Consider the following 21,706-nt stretch of genomic DNA (forward strand, 5'->3'; position numbering starts at 1 on the left):
ATGGCAATTAAAACATCTGACTTAAATGCAAAGCTATTTGGTAAAGCAAACAAACGTCGTGTAGCAACGCCTCAAGAAGCGCAAACTGCTGCTAAAGAACAGGCTCAAGTGATTGAACTTTCAGTTGCGGGCGAAGAGTTGGTTTCATTTGAATTGGTTCGAATTCCTGCTTCTGAAGTGGCAACTCGAACGGTTGTTTTTGAAGAGAATGCACGTGAGCAATCTTTCTTAAATGAACATGCGCTTTCAGACGTACTGACTACGTTAAAAGAACGCGGCCAGCAATACCCAGCAGTTGGTCGTAAGAACAAAGACGGCAAGATTGAAGTTCTCGACGGTAGCCGTCGTCGTATGTCATGTATTTTGGCCGACAAAGAGTTCCTTATCTACGTTGCCGAAAACATTAACGGCGAACACGCTAAGTTCTTATCTGATGTTGCAAACGCTCACAAACCACTTTCTCTGTATGAGAAGGGCAAAGAGATGCAAGCGAAGCTAGATAAAGGCGAAGCTGAAGATCAAAAAGCACTCGCGAAAATGTTCCAGTGCAGTGAAGCTTTGGTGAGTGGCGCATTAAAAGCGGCGGCTTTGCCACTTGAATTGCTACAAGCTTACCCAAATGTGAGTGACCTTGGTCGTCCAACGATTGTTAAACTACACAAACAATTTGGTGGCCTAACGAGCGAACAGCAACAAACACTACTGACTAAGTGTGATGCTTCAGAAGGTTTTGTATGGCAGCGTAGTGAAGCTCAAGGCGTAACTCGCTTGACCAAAGACGTTACCGAAACCTTAGAAGGTTGGATTCTTGAACTGGCACCTGCACCAGCGAAGAAAGCGTCTCCAAAAGTAGAGCTAATTAAAGGCCGCGCTTCATACAGCCGCAAAGGTTCAAATTTAGCGTTGAACCTTAAGAAAATTGATGATGCGACAATGGAAGAAATCCTCGCTTTCGTACAATCGAAGCTCGACTAAGTCGACGACTTTTCATTACTACTCTAAAGCCGCTTTATGCGGCTTTTTATTTGGCTGTGATAAACTGTGTTTAGATGAATCTGGACGCTAACTATGACAAACCCAACCAACACTTTTCTGCATACACTCTCTAATATTGCTCAACATAACGATCACCGTTACGGCGTGGTCTTTGATGGTGATTTTGATTGGCAAAACTCTGCTGTTTTTACCTTCCTTCAAGACTCACAAACTCCTAGGATCTTCCAGATTGGCGGTACTCCATTTGAAGGTGTGATTCATGCTCCAGTAAAAAAAGGTCAACAACTGCTTGGTCGTGAGTGCCAAGTTCTTGTTTGTGATTTTAGAGAGCAGTTCGATGCAAATGGTTTTAGCGCCGCGCTGGGTTCATTAGTAGGTGGCGGGCTGTTGTTGGTGTTGCCGCCAAAAGTTGATGACTCTAAAAATAGCGCGAGCTTTGGTCAACGTTGGTTAAAGCTACATTTTGATAAACTATTTTCTGTTTCGCAAAGTGACGAACAGGCGGGTGTGATTGAAGCGGTTAATTCGCTTCCTCAAAAACTTAATGACGACAATTTGACTGACCGATTTGAACAGCAAAAAACGGCGATTGAGTTGGTTAAGAAAGTCGTCACGGGACATCGAAAACGCCCACTGATTTTAACTGCAGACCGAGGACGAGGTAAGAGCTCAACTCTGGGTATTGCAGCTGCTCAGCTTTTGGCAGAGCGACAGGGCTTAAATATTATTGTTACCGCTCCGTCTTTGAAAGCGATTGAGCCCGTATTTTCTCATGCGTTACAGCGACTCGATACGTGTGAAGTAATTAACGCGACTCACATTGGTTATCAAGGTGGAAGTTTAAGATTTGTCGCGCCAGATGAATTACTTAAATCTAAGCCTGATTGCGATCTGTTGTTGGTTGATGAAGCCGCTGCCATTCCAATCCCAATGCTTAAATCTATGGTCGGTAGTTATCATCGCATGGTTTTTTCAACCACAGTTCATGGTTACGAAGGCAGTGGACGAGGTTTTGGAATTAAGTTTGAAGCTTGGCTTGCTGAGCACCGCCCTGGATGGAAGGGTTACAAGCTTGAACAACCCATACGCTGGAGTAACAACGACCCACTCGAGCGTTGGCTATTTGATTGTTTCCTTCTTGGTGATGATGTGTCTCCGAGTGCATCAGCGGTTGATGAGTCGGAAGAACTTTCTGATGGTGCATTCAATCAACTTTGCTTGGTTGAGTTGTCAAAAGCAGACTGTTTTATTAATCCTCAAAAACTCCAACAATGTTTTTCTCTTTTAGTCGAAGCTCATTACCAGACGTCTCCTAATGATTTAATGCAATACCTCAACAATCCAGCAATCCGTTTGTACGCAGCTTGGCAGCAAGATGAATGCTTAGGTTGTATGTTGGTGACGGAAGAGGGCGGTTTAGATCAAGAGTTGATTGCACAAGTTCAAGTTGGAAAACGTCGCCCGCAAGGTCACCTAGCTCCAGTCCTTTTAGCTAACCAGCTCGGTTCTGTTGAAGCGGCAACTAGCCGTTGTCTTCGAGTGATGCGCATTGCTGTCTCGATACGCCGTCAAGGTTTAGGTATTGGCCGTTGGATGTTAGAGCGGTTATCTGAGGAAGCTGTACAGACAGAGCAAGCAGATTATTTGGCGACAAGCTTTGGCGCGACCAGCGAATTAATTTCGTTTTGGAATAGTAGTGAATTCGAAGCTGTGCATATCGGCCATCAGCGAGATCAGGCGAGTGGCTGTCACTCGGTTCTTATGGTTAAGGCGCTTAACTCATCCGCTCAAAGCTGGCTGAAACAAATTCAAAATCATTTCGAGCATAGTTTCTGTTTTCTTGTTTCTGGTTCTTTGGCTTCCCTTGAAACCGATATGGTGCGCGTACTGCTGCCAAACAGTCTACAAGCCGTTAGCGAGTTTGAAATTCAGTTAGTCAGAAGTTATGTGAATGGCGGCAACAGTTATGATGCGATTAGCTTCAGTGTATTGAATTTGATTTTGCACAGTAACGCTCGAGAAGCCAGTATTTCTGACTTACTTATCGCAAAGGTGGTCCAGCAGAAAGAGTGGGTTGCCTGTGTCGAACAGTTTAATCTCGTTGGCCGTAAACAAGCAGAGATTCAGTTTCGTAAAGATGTCGATGCTTTGTTAGCAAATTTACAGTGTAAATAGACAGACCATCATTTTAATAAACTTACCGCTACGAACTAGATTTACAGTGTAAATTAGAATCTTGGATTTACACTGTAAACTGAAGCACAATATTTAAATCTGTTGTACCCGCATTACCTGTTTTATCCTTTCTGTTTTATCTCTCCATGACAGCCTCTAATCTTTCAAACCTATTCGCCTTTACTATTTGGCCCAACCTTGAATCAACATTTAATCGCACGAAATATTTTGGAAAATTCACCAATGTATTTGTAAAGGTGAAGCCGATCATAAAATGTGTCAGTCTTATTTATGAGTCATGTTTGCAGAATCGAAAGTAAGTGATGTGACGCTGATTATTCCAATAATGTGATTCTAAGCGCAGAACGAATTATATAGACTGAATAACAACTGAGTCATTAGGGATACTCAATTCGAATGTGGGATAACATCGTTACATTGTCGGAAGACAAGCAACAAGTGATGGCATGTCTGCCTACTGGGTTTGTGGTCGACACAAGCTTTGATAATAAGACACTGCCACCAACCTTGGAAGCTTTGAATGCATCAAACTATTTTCTTTTCGAAGAAGAGGTTTTGCGTTTCGTCACTCTAGCTAAAGAAGGTAAAGGTGAAGCTTATGAAGGAATCTTGATTGCCGAAGTTCGAAATGCCAGTGTTACGGTCGAACTGTCGGATGATGAGATGCTCGCGAGTCTTGTAGTCACTGGTCCATATAATGGACGTCCACTGCGTGGCAGCGACATCATCCATTGTTTATCCCAAGCTCAAATAACAAAAGGAATTAATAAGTTAGCGCTCAGAAAAGTTCTGATGATGAGTAGCAAACTTAAGCCTGGCGAAAAGTTTATTCAGCCAGTCGCTAAGGGGACACAACCAGTAAAGGGTAAAGACGCTAAGTTTGCCGCCTTGGTTGAAGACATTACTCGCCAAGTCTTGAAGCCTCGTAGTAAAGACGAAGGCAAGATCGATATGCGAGACTTGGGACAAACCATTACCGTTGGCCAAAATGACCACTTAATGAAACGTACTCCCGCAACCAAAGGTATCGCTGGCTTTACCGTCCAAGGTCGAATTATCCCTCCTCTTCCCGGACAAGATAGTTTAATTAAGCCTGGCAAAGGCACCTATATCTCCCCTGACGACCCTAACTTACTACTCGCCTCATATCCTGGACTACCCATCATTAAAGATCGAACCATTGAAGTGGATGATGCCTTGTGTGTTAGTAACGTAGATGTCTCAACTGGGCACGTTAAATTCAAAGGCAATGTATTTGTTTCTGGCAACATCGAACCGGGAATGATCGTCAAAGCGACCGGTAGTGTTACGGTTGGTGGCTTTATCGAATCGGCAGAAGTTCAAGCTCAGGGTGATATCAAAGTCGCCAAAGGGATTATCGGCCATACGACCAAAGAGGGCGAGGCAAAAAGTTGTAAGGTATTTAGCAAAGGCTCTATCACAGCAAGCTACGCACAGAATGCCGAGCTACAAACGGCCAACGATCTTCGACTTGGTGTACACAGCATGGGAAACGAAATTCGTTGTGGTAATAATCTTATTGTGATGGATACCATGAAGAAGCATGGTACGCTCAGCGGTGGTGAAGCCAAAGTCGGTGGAAAAGTAGAATGTGTATTCTTAGGTGTTGAGGGAGATACCGTAACCAAGGTGCATGGTTTTGCCCGCTACGACGGCTACCGACAAAAGATAGCCGAGCTAAAAGAAATCTATAAACACGCTCAAGAGCAAACCATGGATGTGATTCGCCAAGAGCTCGAATTTAAGAAGCGACCAAAAGCGGAGAGAAGCGAAGAGCAAGCGTTGGAAATTGATCAGCAACGAGAAAAGAACAACCTTGCGATTGAAAATACTAAGTCGCAGTTAGATACACTCGAAGCTGAGTTTGAAACTAACCTTGTCGAGTCGACCGTCGAGGCACACGAAAAGGTGTATACCCGAGTGACGATTCAGTTTGGTGATGAGACGGTCACGACTAAGCGAACTCACGGCGGCAGTGTTTTCTCATTCAATCAATACGAGATTCAATGTTCATTCAAGATGGAACAAGAAGATATCTCATTGTGATTGAAAGACTCTCAAACTGAACGATTCTGACTAGATCGGTTTTAACCGTATTCTATATATTCGAATAAACAAAAAGGGGGAGCTGATGCTCCCCCTTTGCTTTTTACTGATATTGCTTTAGTTAGATTCTTTAAGTCACATGAGCGCTTTAACTTGCAGCTCTTACCTTACCTTGCTTCAAGTCTGATAGAACTTGCGCTTTTGGTCCGTCGGCAATAATGCTGCCTTTCTCCATCACTATCACTCTGTCTACAATGTCCAACATCGACGTTTTATGTGTAATCAGAATTAACGTCTCACTTGGTAGCAATTGGTTAAGCTGGTGCTTGATGTGCATCTCTGAGCGATTATCCATGGCACTGGTCGGCTCATCCATCAATAACACCGGAGGGCGGCCTAGGAAGGCTCTAGCAATAGCAATCGACTGGCGTTGACCACCAGACAGCAAACCACCGCCTTCGCCCACTTGTCGTTCTAAGCCTGCTGGATCTTGCTGAGTAAAAGCGGTAACACCTGCACGGTTCGCTGCATCCATTACATCACGGTCATCGACCAATGGACGACCCAAAGTAATGTTGTCTCTTACTGAGCCGTAGAACAGGTTACTGTCTTGCGGAACACAGCCTATATTGCGTCGTACGTCGACATGATGCAGTTGCTCCATGTCGGTGTCATCAATGCGAACATGGCCTTCTGTAGGCTTGTACAGGCCCATAATCAGGCGCTCTAGAGTTGTTTTACCTGAACCAATTCGGCCTATGATCGCCACCTTTTCACCAGGTTTAATATGCAGCGTTAAGTCTCTGATAGAAGCGACTGGCGAGTCAGGGTAGTGGAACGTCACTTTGTCTAACACGATATGACCTTGAATAATCGGGCGGTGAATGTAGCGTTTGCCTTCTTCTTGTTCATCAGGCATCGACATTACTTGTTCAATCAGAGTCATCGACGACTTCGCTTGGTTGTAACGTGTAGAAAGCAAAGACAGTTGAACAAGAGGGCCAATAGCTCGGCCGCTCAGCATGGTTGCAGCAATCAAGCCACCCATCGTAAGCTCGCCTTCCGCTATTAGGTACACACCAAAGATGATCATACCTACATTAGTACTTTGCTGAACAAAGCCGGCGGTGTTTTGGATGCTGTCGGTAATACGACGACTTTTGATATTCCAATTCGCCATGTGAGCAACCGCTTCTTCCCAACGGAATTGGAACTGACTTTGCGCACTGAACAGTTTAACGGTTTCTAAACCAGCTAAACTCTCAATTAAGTTCGCGTACTTTTGAGAAGCAAGACGCGAGCCTTCTTCAATAGTACGACGCAGTGGCCCTTGGATTAACAGTGCATAGATGATCAGAATGACCACGCCGACAACAGGAACAAATACAAGGTTTCCGGCCATTAACCAAATGAGCGCTAAGAACATCAGTGCGAAGGGCAGGTCGATTAACGAGCCGATGGTTGCAGAGGTAAAGAACTCACGGATTGATTCGAACTCTTGCAAGTTTTTGGCAAAAGCACCGACAGAAGCAGGTTTTGCTTCCATACGAATGCCCAGAACTTTGCTGAACAGTTTGGATGAAATGAGGATATCGGATTTCTTACCGGCAACATCAATGAAGTAGCTTCGCATCAATTTGAGCAGCAAATCGAATAGGAACACCACAAAGATACCACTGGCTAGCACCCACAAGGTTTCAAAGGCGAGGTTCGGTACAACTTTGTCATACACCAAACGTGTGAACATGGGCGCGGCAATCGCGAAGATGTTGATTAAAATGGAGGCAATCAACACATCTCGGTAGATGTTTTTCGATTCCCAAATGGTGCTCCAAAACCAGTGACCTTTACGGGTTTTTAGAACCTCTGGTGAACGTTCATCATAACGGAACTGTTTTTTTACCAAGAAGTAGCGGCCGATGAATTGTTCTTTCAGCTCTTCGACAGGAATGATGATTGGCACCATTCCGCTTTCCGCTGTAATGATTTCCGCTTCTTGTTTTTCTAAATCGATACTGTTGAGAACGCACGCTTCGCCCTGTTTAAGCAGTAAAACCGCAGGCAGTATCAGGTGAGGGATCTTTTCTAAGTCGGAACGGTTTTCTTTCGCCACTAATCCCGCTCGCTCCGCAGAACGAGGGAATAGGAAAGGGGTTAGCTTTCCATCAGATAGTGGTAGCCCATTGATCAACGCTTCGGGCGAGTTAGCTAGCCCGTAATACCGGCTAACGTAGATCAGTGAGTTCAATAGTGGATCTTGCATGTGATATAACCCTTACAACTATTTATCAACAATGAAGCCTTGGAACACTTCTACGTAGTTATCAGACAGGATATCCAGCTGAGTCTGAGTTTCTATTCGAGACGCGATGGTGGTGACGCCTAGGTTGTGAGCGGTTCTAGAGATCGACGTTAAGGTGAACTTCTGTTTTTCGTCATCAAGGTTATGTGTGAATAGGTAATCTAGCTTCACATAGCTTGGGCGGTATTCGTTGATGTAATCCAGAGATTGGAAATTACGTCCGTAGTTATCGACACCAAACACCGCTTGGGCGTTGCGAATGGTGTTACACAACAGTGCCGTGTAGTGCGGAACGTTGATGAAACAGTTTTCAGGAATCTCAAAGTGCAATAGGTGAGCGATTGAAGCGTTTTGTTCAAGTGTTTTACCAATCCAGCGAATGAAGCTTGGTTGAGAAATACTGCTTGGTGAGATGTTGATAGCAACAGGGCTCGTTACTTCTTTTGTATTAAGCTTTTCAATCATCTTCTCGATAACGTATTGGTCGAGAATGTGGCTCATTTCAAGCTGTTCTAGTGCGTATAAGTACTGGTTGGCACCGTAACGTACGCCATCTTTTTCAATCGCAGAGAACACCTCTTGGTGATAGGTTTTGCCAAAGGCATTGTTTGCAGCTTGAAGACGGAAGGTAATGAGGTCGTTGATGATCGCTTCTTCGACCAACATGCGCCATTGTTGTTTGCCCATAACAGCGCCGTGATCGTCTGCAGTTACGTAGCCGTAAGAAAGCTCTCGGTTCGCCTTGGCACTTGAAAGAGCGTTATCCACCAGCGACATGATTTCAGTACTGGTCTTACGCTTGTTGCTGTAGGTCACACCCAGAGCAATATGTGGATTTGCAGTGCCTGTTGGGTCTGAACCTAGGCTTTGTATACAGTTTACGATGCTGCTCGCGACAAGTTTAAGTTCGCTCTCATCAATGTTTGGCATAATGAAGCCGAACTCGTCACTAGAAATGCGGGCGATAGTGATATCAGGTGATGAAATTGAAGCTTGCAGCTGCTCAGCTAGCTGATGAACCAAGGCATCACCCTCTTGATAGCCTTTTTCATCGTACTCTTCACTAATAAACTCGGCTTTAAGTACCGCTAAACCACCTAAGCTGGACTCTTCTAACCACTGAGTTAACTGAGACATATAGTAAGCACGGTTACCTAGCTGAGATACTGGGTCGATATACGCTCTTTCACGTAACTTTTGAGCTTCTTTCGCTTGGTTCTTAAATGCCAGTTCAACTTGAGTCGACATGTGGTTGATACCATCGACAACTAAAGTTAGATCTTTTGTCTTCGGACGAGCCAGTGGTTCGCCAAACTGATTTTTAGCGATCTGATCCATTTTAGTAATGATCAACGAGAGCGGACGTAAGGCACGTTTGAGGATCCAAGATATAGACACTAAACCTAACAAGAAGATCGTGCCAAAGATGGTTAATAAGCGGATGAATGCTTGCCAAAGTTGGTCGTAGGCCGGGCCTGGGTGGCTCACAATCTCAACCTCTGCTAGCTGCATCCAGCCACTGGTGATTACGCGGCGGTCATGAACAGGCTCAAACAAGTTAAGGTTGGTAAACCACTGTGGTACGCCGGTTGGCTTTACAGGGTATGAGCGAAGAATGTCTTCACCGCTGTCAAGAAAGATCAATCGAACGACGGAGTAAGAGCTGCCATCAAACAGGGCGTTGATAACAGACTCCACTGCCACCTTATCCTTTTCTTCTAGGTAAGGGGCGAGAGCCAGTCCAACAGTATTAATGGTATTACTTACCTCAGAGCGTTGCTGCTCTTCTAAGTATCCACGGGTGGTATTGAATTCGATCATAAAAACTGACGTCATCAGCAGTATGAATACCGCAACCATCCCGACCACAAGCTGTTTATATAAAGTCATTGTACCTACTCATCGTAATTGATAATGGGTTTGTTTAGTTTTAGATTGCGCTCACGAGAACGTAGGTCGTTCCATAAGCTCAGTCTTGATGATTTCCCTGCTAACTTACCGCTGCCTGCTGCCGACTTGATCAGCCAAAGGTTTTTACCATTGAAACTGTATATCGGTCGCAGATCTCCGCGCTTAGAACCGCGTTTTATTTCAGGGTTTAAGTTGTCTAAAATTAGTGGCTCTGCACTGGGTGTTGAGTAGTAAGCCAACACCATGTGGAATTGGTTTAACTCAAGTGCTTTTACGTACACTAATCGTAATTTCTTATCTGGGACGCCCAGTTCAAGCAAAGAGAAGTATTTTGCGATAGTAAAATCTTCACAGTCACCGGCGTTACTGCCTAGAAACTCCAGTGGTGTTGCCCAGTAGTCGTTTTTTCCCCACAGTATGTTGTCATCGACAAAGTACATTTGGTTGAAGAATCGATTTACCGAATCTAACTTCTCTTTTTCACTTAACCCTTCGTATGACGTCATATTTGAGCGCCATGTTGCTACTCGTTTTCCTGCTCTTTCCCCGTAGGTTGCAGTAACCGCGTCTATCCATCGTTGGTCGCTCTTATTGAGCGCCATAGAGGTAAAAGAGGTGAGGACCAGCAGCAATAGAGAAATCCGAGATCTCATAGCCTCTGCTCTCGTCTGTTTGCTGTGTATTGAAAGGCGTCATCAAGCATCAAACGTCCTTACTCTTTTAGTGCGTTGTTTTGAGCGCTTAATAGTGGCTTCAACATGTACTCCAGCACGGTTCTTTTACCCGTGATGATATCGACAGAGGCGGTCATACCCGGAATGATTGGCAACTCTTCGTTCTGTCCAAAATTGTGTTTTTCGGTGCGCACGCGCACGATGTAGAAGCTGTTACCTTCTTCATCTTGAGTGGTATCGGCACTGATGTGCTCTAACACGCCTTCTAGACCACCGTATTTAGTGAAGTCATAGGCACTGAATTTAACGATGGCAGTCAATTCTGGGCGTAGGAACGCGATATCTTGCGGGGCGATTTTGGCTTCAACCAATAGAGAGTCTTCGGTCGGTACAATTTCAACGATATCCATACCCGGTTGGATAACACCACCGACAGTATTAATACCAAGTGTTTTTACGGTGCCAGTTACCGGAGAAACCACCACAGTACGGTTTACTCGGTCTTCAAGGCCAACCGCCGATTCGGTCATTGCAGAGAGCTTATCTTGTGCTTGGTTGAGTTTTTCTTGTTGTTCTGAGCGGAAGTTCAGTGCGGCATCAATACGGCTGAGCATAGCTTCTTTGATTGCCGAGCGTAGAAGAGGTATTTTGAGTTCGCTTGAGGTCATTTCTCGGCGAGTGTCGTTGACCTGTCTTTGAAGCTTGAGCAACTCAATTCTTGGTACCACCCCTTCATCGGCAAGAGGTTTGGTGATATCCAGTTCTTGGCGAGCAAACTTGTAGCTTTGTTTTAGGTTACGAACACGTGCTTTAATTTCGATAAGGTCTTGCTGTTTCTGCTCAACTTGTTGATCAAAAACGGAAAGTTGGTTTTTTAGATTATTAAGATCCTGACGATATTCTGCTTTCTGGCGATTCACCAGTTTTGGTTGAAGCTCGTAAAATTTTGGAGGGAAAGCCAGTTTACCGTAGTCGAGTAAGACACTTTTTTTCCACTCTGCTACAGAGAAATCTTCGTCGATAACAACACTGGTTAATGAGGCTGAAAGCATTAAGACGCTGGCGGTTAAGTTGGCCACTTGTTGCTCACGTTCGCGAAAATCCGAGCGAAAACGAGTGTCATCGATTAACAGTAGCTGTTGCCCTTTTTGAACGCGTTGACCTTCTTTAACCAAGATCTCTTTAACCAATCCCCCTTCAAGGTTTTGCACCACTTGGATTTGAGAGGAAGGGATCACTTTGCCTTGGCCAACAGTGACTTTGTCGATCTCAGCCCAAGCAGACCACCCAATAGCAGCAACAAAAAACAGAACGATTACCCACAACATAATACGCGCACTGGTGGGCGTATTGAGGAGCAGTGCCGCTGTTTTATCATCGACATACTCAAGCTCGGTCTCGTTCAATTTGCTGAAATTTTTCTGACTCATAACAGTCCTTGTTCGCTAAATAAAAGTGCAAGCCTATTGAGTGTATTCTTACTTCTGATAAATGTTAAGATTTTGTTCCTTTAAATCTTTGAATTTATATATTTTTTAAGACTTATCGGTTTTTGAAATCGGTTTTATCGAGCTGGTGCTTTCTTAGTTTGTCATACAGTGTTTTTCGCGACACCTGCAGCTCTTGTTGTACTTCTTTTAAACGACCTTGATGGCGATGTAGTGCCTCAATCAAGATAATTTGTTCAAAGCTATCGGTACGTTGGTTTAACGATAGTTGTTGTACCTCAATGCTCACATCAAGTTCATTTTCGTCGCTCTGCTCATTAGTATCGCTATCGAGTGATGGCTGTTTGATTTGAGTCAGCACTCTGAGTTCGGCATGTTGGCGAAGCTGACGAATGTTCTCTGTCCAATGAGTCGCGATGAGTCGTTGAATCTCTTTTTCTGTAATGACGGGCGGAGGTAGTTGATATCGACTTGCTGCACCACGAGCAAAGTGCTTAAACAAAGAGCCAATATCTTCGGTTCGTTGCGCCAAGGTGAGTAAATCAAATCGGCGGAACTCACTTATAATTGTAGTAGGAACTATTGTGCTTGCGATAATGATACAAGTTGCATTGGTCTTGCATGAGTTTTCACGAAGTAGAGTCGGTTTTAGATTGGCGAACCACAGCCATTGATCCTGAGTTAATGCTTCTGTCTCATGGATATAGAGTGTTCCACCTTGATGCTTCAAAAACAGTTGCAAAACAAATTGATGAAATGTCGCTTCGTCACTGCGAGGCAAATTAAATGCTGCGACAGGGCAAAGCTCCGCAGTTTGATGACTGTGTAGATCATGGGTGTATTGTGCTGTGACCCTTTTCCCCGTTCCTAAATCACCAACAAATAATAAAAGTGGGTTGGTTTTGGTATCTAGGGTGATCAACTCTCGGCGTAATGCCTGCATTGATGGTGATTGACCAATCAGTTTTGGGCCAACTTGATTTTGCATTGCCAACTCTTTACGCAATAGGTTGTTCTCTTCAACCAGTGCGAGTTTATCCGCGGCTTTCTTAACGGCAGTGAGTAGGGCATCGACCACAAATGGCTTTTCCAGAAAGTCATAAGCGCCGGCTTTCATCGCAGATACCGCTGTTTGTACGTCACCATGCCCGGTAAGTACGATGACCTGAAAATGAGGATTTTGGCTCAGTAATTTTTGCGTTAATTGAATGCCATCCATCACCGGCATGTGAATATCGGTGATGACAATTCCGGCTTGCGACGTATCTATTTTCTTTAATGCCTCAATAGCGTTGGGAAAGCAGACGATATCGATGCCTTCAATGAGCATGGCTTGTTCTACTGAGTCGCGAATCGCAGGTTCATCGTCGACAAAATAGAGTTTAGGCATAGAGTGCAAAAGTCGAGTCCTTAGCAGTATGTGAAATTCGTTTTCTAATCAATGTTAACAACGGCGCGTTAGCTTTTATCGTTATATAACGGGATGTTTAGCGAGAATACCATGCCTGAAGGCTCTAACCGGTTTACGCTGATCGTGCCGTGATACGCTTCAATAATCCGTTTCGATATTGAAAGCCCTAACCCTAAGCCTTCCGGTTTAGTCGTAAAAAACGGGTCGAACAGCTGTTCTAGTTTGTCATCCTGCATGCCAATTCCGTTGTCCCAAATGATCAGCTGACAAGAGTTATGATGCAGTTGCCATTCGATGCCTATTTGTGGGTTAGCCTGTTGGTCAACGTTTTCCAGGTTTTGTTGCTCCTGCAAGATTTTCTGTTCAAGAACTTGCTGTTGAAGCGCTTGAATCGCGTTGTGAATCAGATTGACCAGTACTTGCTCAAGTTCGGTTGGATGAATCGCAATGTTGATGTCATCGGGCACCGTGCTTAACCTAAGTGTAATGCCTTGCTTTATCATCAGCGCACTGAGAATACTGGTGGCATTGTTGACCGCTTGGTGCAGGTTGGCCACATGATGTTCTTGTTTAGTGACTTTGCGAGTAAAGACTTTGAGTCGCGCGATGATGTCGGTAATGGTGTTGTTGAGGCCAATCATTTTCTCAAGATTGTTCTTCACCAAATCGGTTCGTTCCATCTCAAGTAGTTTTAAGCTGTTCTCACTGTAGGTTCGCAGCGCTGCAAGTGGTTGGTTGATTTCGTGGTTAATGCTGGCTGACAGCTCACCGAGTACCGCTAGTTTCGCGGTTTGTGTCAGCTCTTGTTCTGTCTGTTTCAACTTCAACTGCGACTCTTGGTATTGAAAGATGGTTTGTTGCAGCTGTTGATTGGATTGCTTCAAGTAGTGAGTACGTTTATCAACGGTTTGCTCTAGGTTTTGGTTGAGTCGGGTCAATGCCACTTTCGCGAGATAAGTCTGGCGCCACGACCAAGCGATGAGCATCACCAAGCTGTAAATCACCACGAAGATGACATCGATCTGCAAGACCTTAATAAGCTCAGCTCTGGTCTCTTTTAGGGCGACGACTTGGTACTGGTTGTTGCTGACCGTTGCAGGGTAAAGATTAAAAGTCCCGAGTTTAAATAATTGGTTAGCGGTGAGTTCTTTTCGGATTTCGTTTGATTGAAGGTTGCTAGATCGATTTGTATTAGGTTGATTGGCGTTGCTAGCTTCTGACTGAGAGCTTGAAGAACGAAAGGCTTCGATGATCGAAATTTTGCTCTGACCGTATTGGCGTTGAAGTGCGATATCTGTTTGTTGCTGCTGAGTTAATGGCAACAATGAATGGTAAAGCCACGGAGCTTGGCTTGATAGAAACACCACTTGGTTAGAGTCGAGTACCACGATCTCAAAGTCATCGCTGGTGAGGATGTTTTCAAGGTTCTCTAAGCTTACTTTTACGGTGATCACCCCGACAATATCACTTTCTAGATACAACGGTGACGATAAAAAGTAACCGCGTACATTAGATCGGGCACCCAGCGCGACATAGTGCGTGTTATTGCCTTGAATTGCAGAAGCAAAATAGGGACGAAACGAGAAATTTTGACCAACAAAGGTACGTGGCTTTTGGTAATTACTTGATGCGATCACAGTCCCGCTTGGGTCATGAATATAGATGGTGTCGGCCTGGCTTTGATTCGACCACTCAAACAGCAATTGATTGAGCTGCGCAGCGGAAATTTTGTCTGCTTTTGGTGAGGAGTCAAAATAAGAGAGTAGGCGCGTGTCATGACTGAGTAAATCAGGGATCTGTTTGAATTTATCCAGTTCAGAATCGATTTGTAGATTGGCTTTATTAGCTGCTTCATTGAGTTGCTGAGTGACGATTTTTTCTTGGAATTGACCGGCCAAAAAATGAGTAGCAGTCAGTCCTGCAGCTCCCAATAGCAATGAGAATAAAACAAAGGGAGTCATTAGGTTAGGCAGTATTTTGGTCACTCGGTTCTCAGCTTGTCATCGGTTTGTGTAAAGATTATCAATATGATGGAGAGAGTACCGAGATCTTGTTAACACAGAGCATCTTCAGTGAGACAAAACTATGACTGAGACTTGTGTTTCAAAGGATTACAGCGCAAAATCACAAAAAAATTGAAAGGAGCAACCAAATGGAACTGACAGATATTCGTCGCGAATACGCTAAGGGTGGATTGAGACGCAAAGACTTGGCCGCAGACCCGATTGAGCAATTCAATCTATGGCTAGAGCAAGCCATTGAAGCGAAGTTGACGGACCCTACTGCCATGACAGTTGCTACGGTTGATGAAAATGGTCAGCCATTCCAACGAATTGTTCTGCTGAAGAATGTTGATAAAGACGGTTTCGTTTTTTACACCAACCTAGGTAGCCGTAAAGCGCACCAGCTTCAGCACAACAGCAAAATCAGTTTGCACTTCCCTTGGCATCCACTTGAGCGACAAGTTCATATTACGGGCACGGCTGAAAAGCTGACAGCTATGGAAAATATGAAGTATTTCTCGTCACGTCCAAAAGAGAGCCAGTTGGCCGCGATTGCAAGTAAGCAGAGTAGCCGCATCTCAGCGCGTGGGATTCTAGAAGGTAAGTATCTAGAGCTTAAACAGAAGTTTGCCAAAGGCGAGATTCCTGTGCCTTCTTTCTGGGGTGGCTTTCGCGTACGTGTGGATAGCATTGAGTTTTGGCAGGGTGGCGAACACCGCTTGCACGACCGTTTCTTGTTCTCACGCCAAGATGACAGCTGGGATATTGATCGACTAGCGCCTTAGGTTGCTTGATCGCTTAGCTGCTTAATAGATCCAAAAGTGCCGTTGATGATACTTATCTAATCAACGGCATTTTTTTGTCTGCACTCTTGTCAAACCAATAACCAACTGGCCTTCAATTACTTAACTAGTCACTGTGCAGAACAACGGAGATCTGTTTTTTGAGCAGAGTTTCTGGGATCACTGAGCCTAACCCCGAGTCCAATGCATATTCAATCAATTGGCTTTTACTGCGAGCGTCGAATTTCTGCTTCAATCTCGCGACATGACCTTCGACCGTTTTGATTGAAATGTTTAACGTAGACGCTATGTATTGAGGTTTTTTTCCGTAAAGCAGTAAGAACAGCACTTCTGATTCTCTAGAGGTCAGCCGCTTTTGCAGCTTAGACACACGCGGCTCTGATCCCGCAAGTGATGCTTGATTACCTTTCGCTCCTGTTGCCTGACAAACCCAATGACCGACCTCTAAGATTGCAGTATCAGTGAGCTCTTGCCCATAGAAGATAGTGCCTTGGACATTGTCATTATCATCAAGCCAAGGGGTTTTGGTAAAAATATGGGCATGCCAGCGTCCGTCTGGATAAGGGTGAATATCGAGGATCTTAAGGGTGCTGTGTGTATTCATCACATGTTTGTCTTGGGCTCTGAAATCCTGTGCACATTCAATAGTTTGACTGGGCATATCGAAGTCGGTCAAGCCAGTACAAGTCTCATCGGGTTTTAAGCCAATTAACTGGTTGTAAGCAAGATTGGCGTACACAAAGACCGAGTCAGTATCTTTGCAGCCCCAGCAGCCTGGAAGTTGTTCGAATAAAGAACGATGTATGGAGTTGAGTGGTTCGGGCAATTTTTTATCTCGTAAGCTGAGGTATGGTAATGATATCAGTTTCTTATAGTGCTGCAATGGCAATTAGAGTTTGTAGTCCGTGCGAAAAATAAGGGGTGAATGACAGTTAAACGGATTGCTGACGAACTACTTCAATTACGTAGGATGGGTAGGCATAAAGAGTGATAAATAGGCAAAAAAAAGCCAGCCTGAAGAGGGGCTGGCTAAAGACAAGATATGCCTTGTCGACATGTAGAAGATTTTCAGTCTAATTTACGAGGGTCAGGTAAATTAAACTGAGGTATCAATTTGATACCCAGAGTGACTTACTACTCTATCGACGAATCTACTCCTAGGAATGCTAATGCATAAGGGGGGAATTCCCCTATAAATGCTGCTCAATGTGAGAATTGAGAACCTAGAGTAAATATTTCAAAATTTCAGAACCTAATGGAGAGCTTACAGCTCTCGCAATACTCGGAATCCTAGGTAGTTGGCTGCGGTTGAAGGTGCAACGTTCAGTTCGTTATACACTTTCGCTTCTTCTGGAGAGAAGCTCCACGCGCCACCCTTCGCTAGGCCTTTCTGAATGGTTGTCCATTCCCATACATTACCCACCATGTCGTAGAAACCAGTAGGGGTTGGTAAGAATGACTTAACCGGGGAGGTGCTTACGTTTGACCAAGGTGTGCCTGCCCAACCTGTATTGGCTTTGCCAGAGCTGAATTCGTTGCCCCACCAGAAATTGGTGTTTTGGCCAGCTCTTGCTGCGGCTTCCCACTCTTGTGGCGTTGGTAAACGGTAAGTGAAACCTGTGTTTTTAGACAACCAACGAGTATAAGCTTTTGCATCGTTCTGGCTGACACATACAACGGGTGAGCTATCTGCTTGTTTAAAGCCAGGGTTTTGCCAGTCATTGTCTGAAACAGTTGTGATTTCTGCATTGACGAACGTATCGCAGGTGTTCATCAGCTCTGCGTCTGTCTGGTAGCCTGTGCTTTTAATAAATGCTCTAAAGTCTTGAACACGGGTTGGTGTTGCTGCTAATGCAAACGGCTGTTTGATCGTCACTTGTTGTGCATTGTTTTCACCGAGTAGGTAGCGACCAGAGCCGACAACAATCATTTCAGGGCTTTGAATGTCGTTCCCTATCGGATCGGCAAACTTGGTACCGACATTCAATGAGTTCTGCTTGGCTTGTAATACCGCTCGTAGGTTGTGATCGCGGGCTATCTTCAACTCTTGGTGGAAAGAAAGGTAGCCTTCTTTTTCGATCGTGACCATGTGTTGGCCCGTAGGTAACATCACTTCAATCGGTGTGCTGCCATAGTTCACGCCGTTGATAGAAACATTGTCGTTGTATTGATTTGAACGCACCACCAAGTTAACCCAAGCGACTTCTTTTTGCTGGTCGTTGGTTTGTTGCTCGCTTTGCGTGAAACAGTTTGATGACTGAATACCAAGTAGCCGGCAAGGAGTGTTCTTATCTGGGCGAGTTTCTAGGTTCGCCGCAATTACCGCTCGGTAACGGTTATCTTCAGAGAAGCCAGAGGATTTTACTTTGTGTTGCAGAACGTGAATATTCAGAGAAGCAGACGCAAGGTGCTCTTTCACTGTGTTCGATTCAGTCGCGTTGTCTACCAAGCTGTGCTGGAACTGTTTTACCGCTTTTTGAAGTGCTAAGGTCACCGTTTGATCTGAACACTGCGCCAGTGTCATATCGCTGCTGCAACGGTTAGTAAAACTAACGGTCTGCTCTTCCGTCTGAGTGATCTCGTTTCTTAGTCGCTCTGCCCTTGCTCTTAGCTTGTCTTGGTTCAGGTTTGCGATTGAAGCTTGTACCGCCGCTTTTTCGGCCTGGATAGCCTCAAGTTCCATCACCAAGCCTTGCTGCTTCTGTTCTGATCCTGAAATCGTAAGCTTGCTCTCTTTTACGGTTTTCCAAGCGTCTTGGAATTGAATTTGAGCTGGCGAGATATCAAAGTCAGGCTCATCAATCATGCGTGTATAATCTTGCTCTAGACTCGCTTTCGCCTTTGCGAGTGTCTGCTCTGCTTGAGCGGATAACTTCGCTAGACGTGCCATTTGCTGCGTCTGATTGTCGACTTCATTTTGTTTGTCAGCCAGTTTCTTCTTAACAGCCGTTAAGTCGGCATGCTTTTCGAATAGTGAGCTTTCAATGTCGGTGACAGAAGACGCGATCGCTGGCGGTGTTGCCTCAGCGAAAACAGCAGGAGTCATTAGGCAGGGAGCAAGTGCAAATAATAGAGTAGGAAGACCTTGGCGCATGATGGGCTACTTCAATCGTAATTTAGGTTAATCGAATATTCTAAACGAAAACGCCATTTCGTCTGCAGCTACTTTCTATAACTATCAACAAAATGGCGAGTATTCATTCAACTTTGTGAAATAGGCACGGCTATCTGATATAGCACTGAGCGTTTTGTATCGTCTCAGCTCTATGTAGAAAGGGTGTTTAGCTTTCCTTGCTAGGAAGAAGCTTAACCCAAATCGTGTCGCTGCCGTTGATGGTAACTGTGCGGTTGTAAGACTCGTAACCTTGTTTTGAAATGGTTACTTGGTGACGACCACTTGGTAGCGCAACCTCAAGAGGTGTACTGCCATATTTAATTCCGTTGATCGTTACTGAGTCGTTGTACTGATCAGAACGTACCGTCACGTTAGCCCACTGTTTGTCACTCTTCTTAACGACTGCTGCGTCACTGCCCGTTAAACAGTAGCGCGTTGAAACGTTCAATAAGTTACACGCAGCAACCGCTTCAGGTTTTGCTTGAAGCTGAGCCTGCATTTGCATGAAGTAAGAGTTGTTACCAGAGAAGCCACTCTTGATTGCTTGGCTGTCTTGAACATGGATATTCAATTGAACACCCTGCAAGTTTTGCTTCGCCAACGTACTTTCTGTGAGCTGCTCAAGTAACTGACTCTTGAACGTCTGCACGGCTTTTTGATTGGTTAGGTATTTACCTTGAGCAGTACACTCACCCAGTGTCATTGTTGATGCACATGTAGTGGTGTAGCTGGTTTCAAGAACCGCACTTTCACGCAGTTCTGTTGCAATACGTTTAACACGAGCTTCAACTTTTGATTCTCTCAAATTAGCCAGCTCATTGTTTAGGCGAGCTTGCTTTTGTTTGATTTGAGAAAGGTGAATTTCGCTCTCGTTGATTGCTTGTTCATTGTCTAGCTGAGCCGATTGATTATCTTTAACCGCAGCCCAGGCATCTTGGTAACTTTTCTGGAAAGAGACCAAATCTGTTTCGGGATCTTCAAGTAAGCGACTGTACTGTTTGTCGAGTACAGACTTAGCTCTGTTACGTTTTGCCTTAAGTTCTTCACCTTCGCGTAACAACTTACTGTTTTTGTTCTGTAGTTGTTTTAGGTTTTCAGTCGCCGATACTTTGGTTGCTGAAATACGCTCAATATCTGAGTTTTTCTCTGTTAGCTTTGCATCGATAGCTGAAACAGGATCGACTTGATTCAGTTCTTCAGCTGATACCGATGCAGATACCCAAAGAGGGGATAGCGCAAGTAAAAGCGCTGAAATTCGAAAGTTAGTCATAGGTCCCTGCAACTTATAGATTGAAATTGGCTCGTTAATAAAGTGTCTACTTCCTAGTTGTCAGTCACTAGTTATTAGCAATTAACACAGTACCCGTCTTTATACCGTTTTATTGCATTTCAATCTACTCAAAAGCCAAGTTTCGGTACTTCGGATACACTTTTTACAAGTTGAAAGCGAATTATTTGAGCTATATAAGAAAATTTATTCATTATGTTGGTGCGATGAAGCATTTATTTATGACATGATTTTCGTGCTTGTGTGATTGCTTGTGTGATTGCTTGTGTGATTGCTTGTGTGATTGCTTGTGAAGTCCCTAAACTCGTCGGAACGATTGGTTTTACAATGCCCGTAGTTTGTACACTCTTGATCACCTTTCCGGAGGCATGATCAAGACGATCGCAGTGATGATCTTTTCTTTGAGGTCAGGAAATGACTCTCATGATCATTTACAAATTCATCTTGTGCAGATTTCAGAGTATTATTCTTACTATGTTGACTTGAGTATTTTGCTGTCATGCCAAAACCTTTACCCTTTCCAAACCTAGACTTGTCTCCGCTAGGCCTTACTGGCCCTCGTCCCGCAGAGATCATTACTTTGCCATCGCATATGGATTGCCACGAGCACCATTATTCTCAGGTGGTGATCGGTCTAAAAGGTCAGGCGGAATTTGAAGTCAGTGGTAAGGGCAATCTTGTCGGTCCCGGCCAAGGATGTGTGGTGACAGCAAGCTCTGATCATGCTTTCGGTGGTGTGGTCGGTCAGTCGGATATTCTGGTGCTTAACATGCCTGTGCCAAGTGACGACGACCCTCTGATGTTAGAGAAGATTAATCAGCTCGAGTCTTCTAACGTCTACTTCCAATTAGACGCGCAAATTCAAAAGCTTATCCATATGTTGGTGCAAGAGATGCAGGCAAGCCCTGATGATCTGCTATTAAGCCGTGCCTGTAATGATACGGTGATTGCACTGATGCAAAGGCATATCTCGGCGTTTGAAACCTCAATCAAAGATTCGCGTTTCGATCTTGAAGCTCTGGATCGCTACATTGAGCAACACCTCGCGAATAAGATCTCGGTTGCGCAGCTGGCAGGCAGTGTGTTTTTGGGTGAAAGCCAGTTTCATATGTTGTTCAAAGAGCAGATGGGTATTACCCCTCACCAGTATGTATTAGGTAAGCGTATCGACCGCTCTCGCCGCTTGATCGAACAAGGTAATCTGAGCCTTGGTCAGGTTGCAGAACTTGCTGGTTTCTCCGGTCAATCCTCCTTTACTCACACCTTTTCACGTCTTCAAGGCATGTCACCATCCCAATACAAAAAGAAAATTTCTGTTAAATAGTGAAACAAAACGGCATATTATTTTAAAGTTTCATATGTGACGTTGTGTTTGTTTTGTTAATAAAGCGAGTTTTTAGCAAAAAACTCGGAGTTTTTGACAAGTAATCCTTATATACTCTAAATACACTGCAGCCATTGTAGAGATCCCCGGGCTAATTCCGGGTGTGAG

General features: G+C 44.5%; 14 protein-coding genes. 5 read left to right on the forward strand and 9 right to left on the reverse strand.

What is annotated here, in order from left to right:
- From FTW16_RS23465 to FTW16_RS23475, 3 genes are all read left to right on the forward strand, one after another.
- Positions 1–975, forward strand: coding sequence for a ParB/RepB/Spo0J family partition protein (locus FTW16_RS23465; protein ID WP_146492676.1), 975 nt, complete (start codon positions 1–3; stop codon positions 973–975).
- Between the two features lie 93 nt (positions 976–1,068).
- Positions 1,069–3,171, forward strand: coding sequence for a tRNA(Met) cytidine acetyltransferase TmcA (locus FTW16_RS23470; protein WP_146492677.1), 2,103 nt, complete (start codon positions 1,069–1,071; stop codon positions 3,169–3,171).
- Between the two features lie 417 nt (positions 3,172–3,588).
- Complete coding sequence (locus FTW16_RS23475) at positions 3,589–5,259, forward strand: DUF342 domain-containing protein (RefSeq protein ID WP_146492678.1); 1,671 nt, start codon at positions 3,589–3,591, stop codon at positions 5,257–5,259.
- Positions 5,260–5,407: 148 nt separating this feature from the next.
- On the opposite strand, the gene FTW16_RS23480 is transcribed toward FTW16_RS23475, so the two are convergent.
- From FTW16_RS23480 to FTW16_RS23505, 6 genes are all read right to left on the reverse strand, one after another.
- Positions 5,408–7,522 (reverse strand): type I secretion system permease/ATPase, encoded by a 2,115-nt coding sequence (locus FTW16_RS23480; RefSeq protein WP_146492679.1) that lies wholly within the window; start codon positions 7,520–7,522, stop codon positions 5,408–5,410.
- 18 nt (positions 7,523–7,540) lie between these two features.
- On the reverse strand, positions 7,541–9,451 hold the full coding sequence (locus FTW16_RS23485) for a LapD/MoxY N-terminal periplasmic domain-containing protein (RefSeq protein ID WP_146492680.1): 1,911 nt from the start codon (positions 9,449–9,451) through the stop codon (positions 7,541–7,543).
- 5 nt (positions 9,452–9,456) lie between these two features.
- Positions 9,457–10,125, reverse strand: a complete 669-nt coding sequence (locus FTW16_RS23490) for a transglutaminase-like cysteine peptidase (protein ID WP_186728107.1) — start codon at positions 10,123–10,125, stop codon at positions 9,457–9,459.
- Between the two features lie 59 nt (positions 10,126–10,184).
- On the reverse strand, positions 10,185–11,576 hold the full coding sequence (locus FTW16_RS23495) for an HlyD family type I secretion periplasmic adaptor subunit (RefSeq protein WP_146492681.1): 1,392 nt from the start codon (positions 11,574–11,576) through the stop codon (positions 10,185–10,187).
- A 112-nt stretch (positions 11,577–11,688) separates the two neighbouring features.
- A complete protein-coding gene (locus FTW16_RS23500; RefSeq protein WP_146492693.1) occupies positions 11,689–12,984 on the reverse strand; it encodes a sigma-54-dependent transcriptional regulator in 1,296 nt (431 codons plus the stop codon).
- A gap of 68 nt (positions 12,985–13,052) precedes the next feature.
- The gene (locus FTW16_RS23505; protein WP_146492682.1) at positions 13,053–14,990 is read right to left on the reverse strand and encodes an ATP-binding protein; all 1,938 of its coding nucleotides are present in this window, start codon (positions 14,988–14,990) and stop codon (positions 13,053–13,055) included.
- Positions 14,991–15,157: 167 nt separating this feature from the next.
- On the opposite strand from FTW16_RS23505, the gene pdxH reads away from it, so the two are divergent.
- A complete protein-coding gene (pdxH, locus tag FTW16_RS23510; protein WP_061015981.1) occupies positions 15,158–15,793 on the forward strand; it encodes a pyridoxamine 5'-phosphate oxidase in 636 nt (211 codons plus the stop codon).
- Between the two features lie 124 nt (positions 15,794–15,917).
- On the opposite strand, the gene FTW16_RS23515 is transcribed toward pdxH, so the two are convergent.
- The 3 genes from FTW16_RS23515 to FTW16_RS23525 form a co-directional block, all read right to left on the reverse strand.
- Complete coding sequence (locus FTW16_RS23515) at positions 15,918–16,700, reverse strand: helix-turn-helix transcriptional regulator (RefSeq protein WP_146492683.1); 783 nt, start codon at positions 16,698–16,700, stop codon at positions 15,918–15,920.
- 375 nt (positions 16,701–17,075) lie between these two features.
- Positions 17,076–18,905, reverse strand: coding sequence for a formylglycine-generating enzyme family protein (locus tag FTW16_RS23520; protein WP_146492684.1), 1,830 nt, complete (start codon positions 18,903–18,905; stop codon positions 17,076–17,078).
- Positions 18,906–19,092: 187 nt separating this feature from the next.
- Complete coding sequence (locus FTW16_RS23525; protein WP_146492685.1) at positions 19,093–20,196, reverse strand: PEGA domain-containing protein; 1,104 nt, start codon at positions 20,194–20,196, stop codon at positions 19,093–19,095.
- Positions 20,197–20,713: 517 nt separating this feature from the next.
- Between FTW16_RS23525 and FTW16_RS23530 the strand changes: the two genes are divergently transcribed.
- Entirely contained in the window at positions 20,714–21,538 is an 825-nt protein-coding gene (locus FTW16_RS23530; protein WP_123305774.1) for an AraC family transcriptional regulator, read from the forward strand.
- Positions 21,539–21,706: the final 168 nt, after the last annotated feature.

This window comes from Vibrio sp. T20, assembly GCF_007858795.1.
GTDB classification, from domain to species: Bacteria; Pseudomonadota; Gammaproteobacteria; order Enterobacterales; family Vibrionaceae; genus Vibrio; species Vibrio satsumensis.

Coding starts and splice junctions, on each gene's coding strand:
- FTW16_RS23465 (WP_146492676.1), top strand. CDS start 1: ATGGCAATTAAAACATCTGACTTAAATGCAAAGCTATTTGGTAAAGCA.
- FTW16_RS23470 (WP_146492677.1), top strand. CDS start 1,069: ATGACAAACCCAACCAACACTTTTCTGCATACACTCTCTAATATTGCT.
- FTW16_RS23475 (WP_146492678.1), top strand. CDS start 3,589: ATGTGGGATAACATCGTTACATTGTCGGAAGACAAGCAACAAGTGATG.
- FTW16_RS23480 (WP_146492679.1), bottom strand. CDS start 7,522: ATGCAAGATCCACTATTGAACTCACTGATCTACGTTAGCCGGTATTAC.
- FTW16_RS23485 (WP_146492680.1), bottom strand. CDS start 9,451: ATGACTTTATATAAACAGCTTGTGGTCGGGATGGTTGCGGTATTCATA.
- FTW16_RS23490 (WP_186728107.1), bottom strand. CDS start 10,125: ATGAGATCTCGGATTTCTCTATTGCTGCTGGTCCTCACCTCTTTTACC.
- FTW16_RS23495 (WP_146492681.1), bottom strand. CDS start 11,576: ATGAGTCAGAAAAATTTCAGCAAATTGAACGAGACCGAGCTTGAGTAT.
- FTW16_RS23500 (WP_146492693.1), bottom strand. CDS start 12,984: ATGCCTAAACTCTATTTTGTCGACGATGAACCTGCGATTCGCGACTCA.
- pdxH (WP_061015981.1), top strand. CDS start 15,158: ATGGAACTGACAGATATTCGTCGCGAATACGCTAAGGGTGGATTGAGA.
- FTW16_RS23520 (WP_146492684.1), bottom strand. CDS start 18,905: ATGCGCCAAGGTCTTCCTACTCTATTATTTGCACTTGCTCCCTGCCTA.
- FTW16_RS23525 (WP_146492685.1), bottom strand. CDS start 20,196: ATGACTAACTTTCGAATTTCAGCGCTTTTACTTGCGCTATCCCCTCTT.
- FTW16_RS23530 (WP_123305774.1), top strand. CDS start 20,714: ATGCCAAAACCTTTACCCTTTCCAAACCTAGACTTGTCTCCGCTAGGC.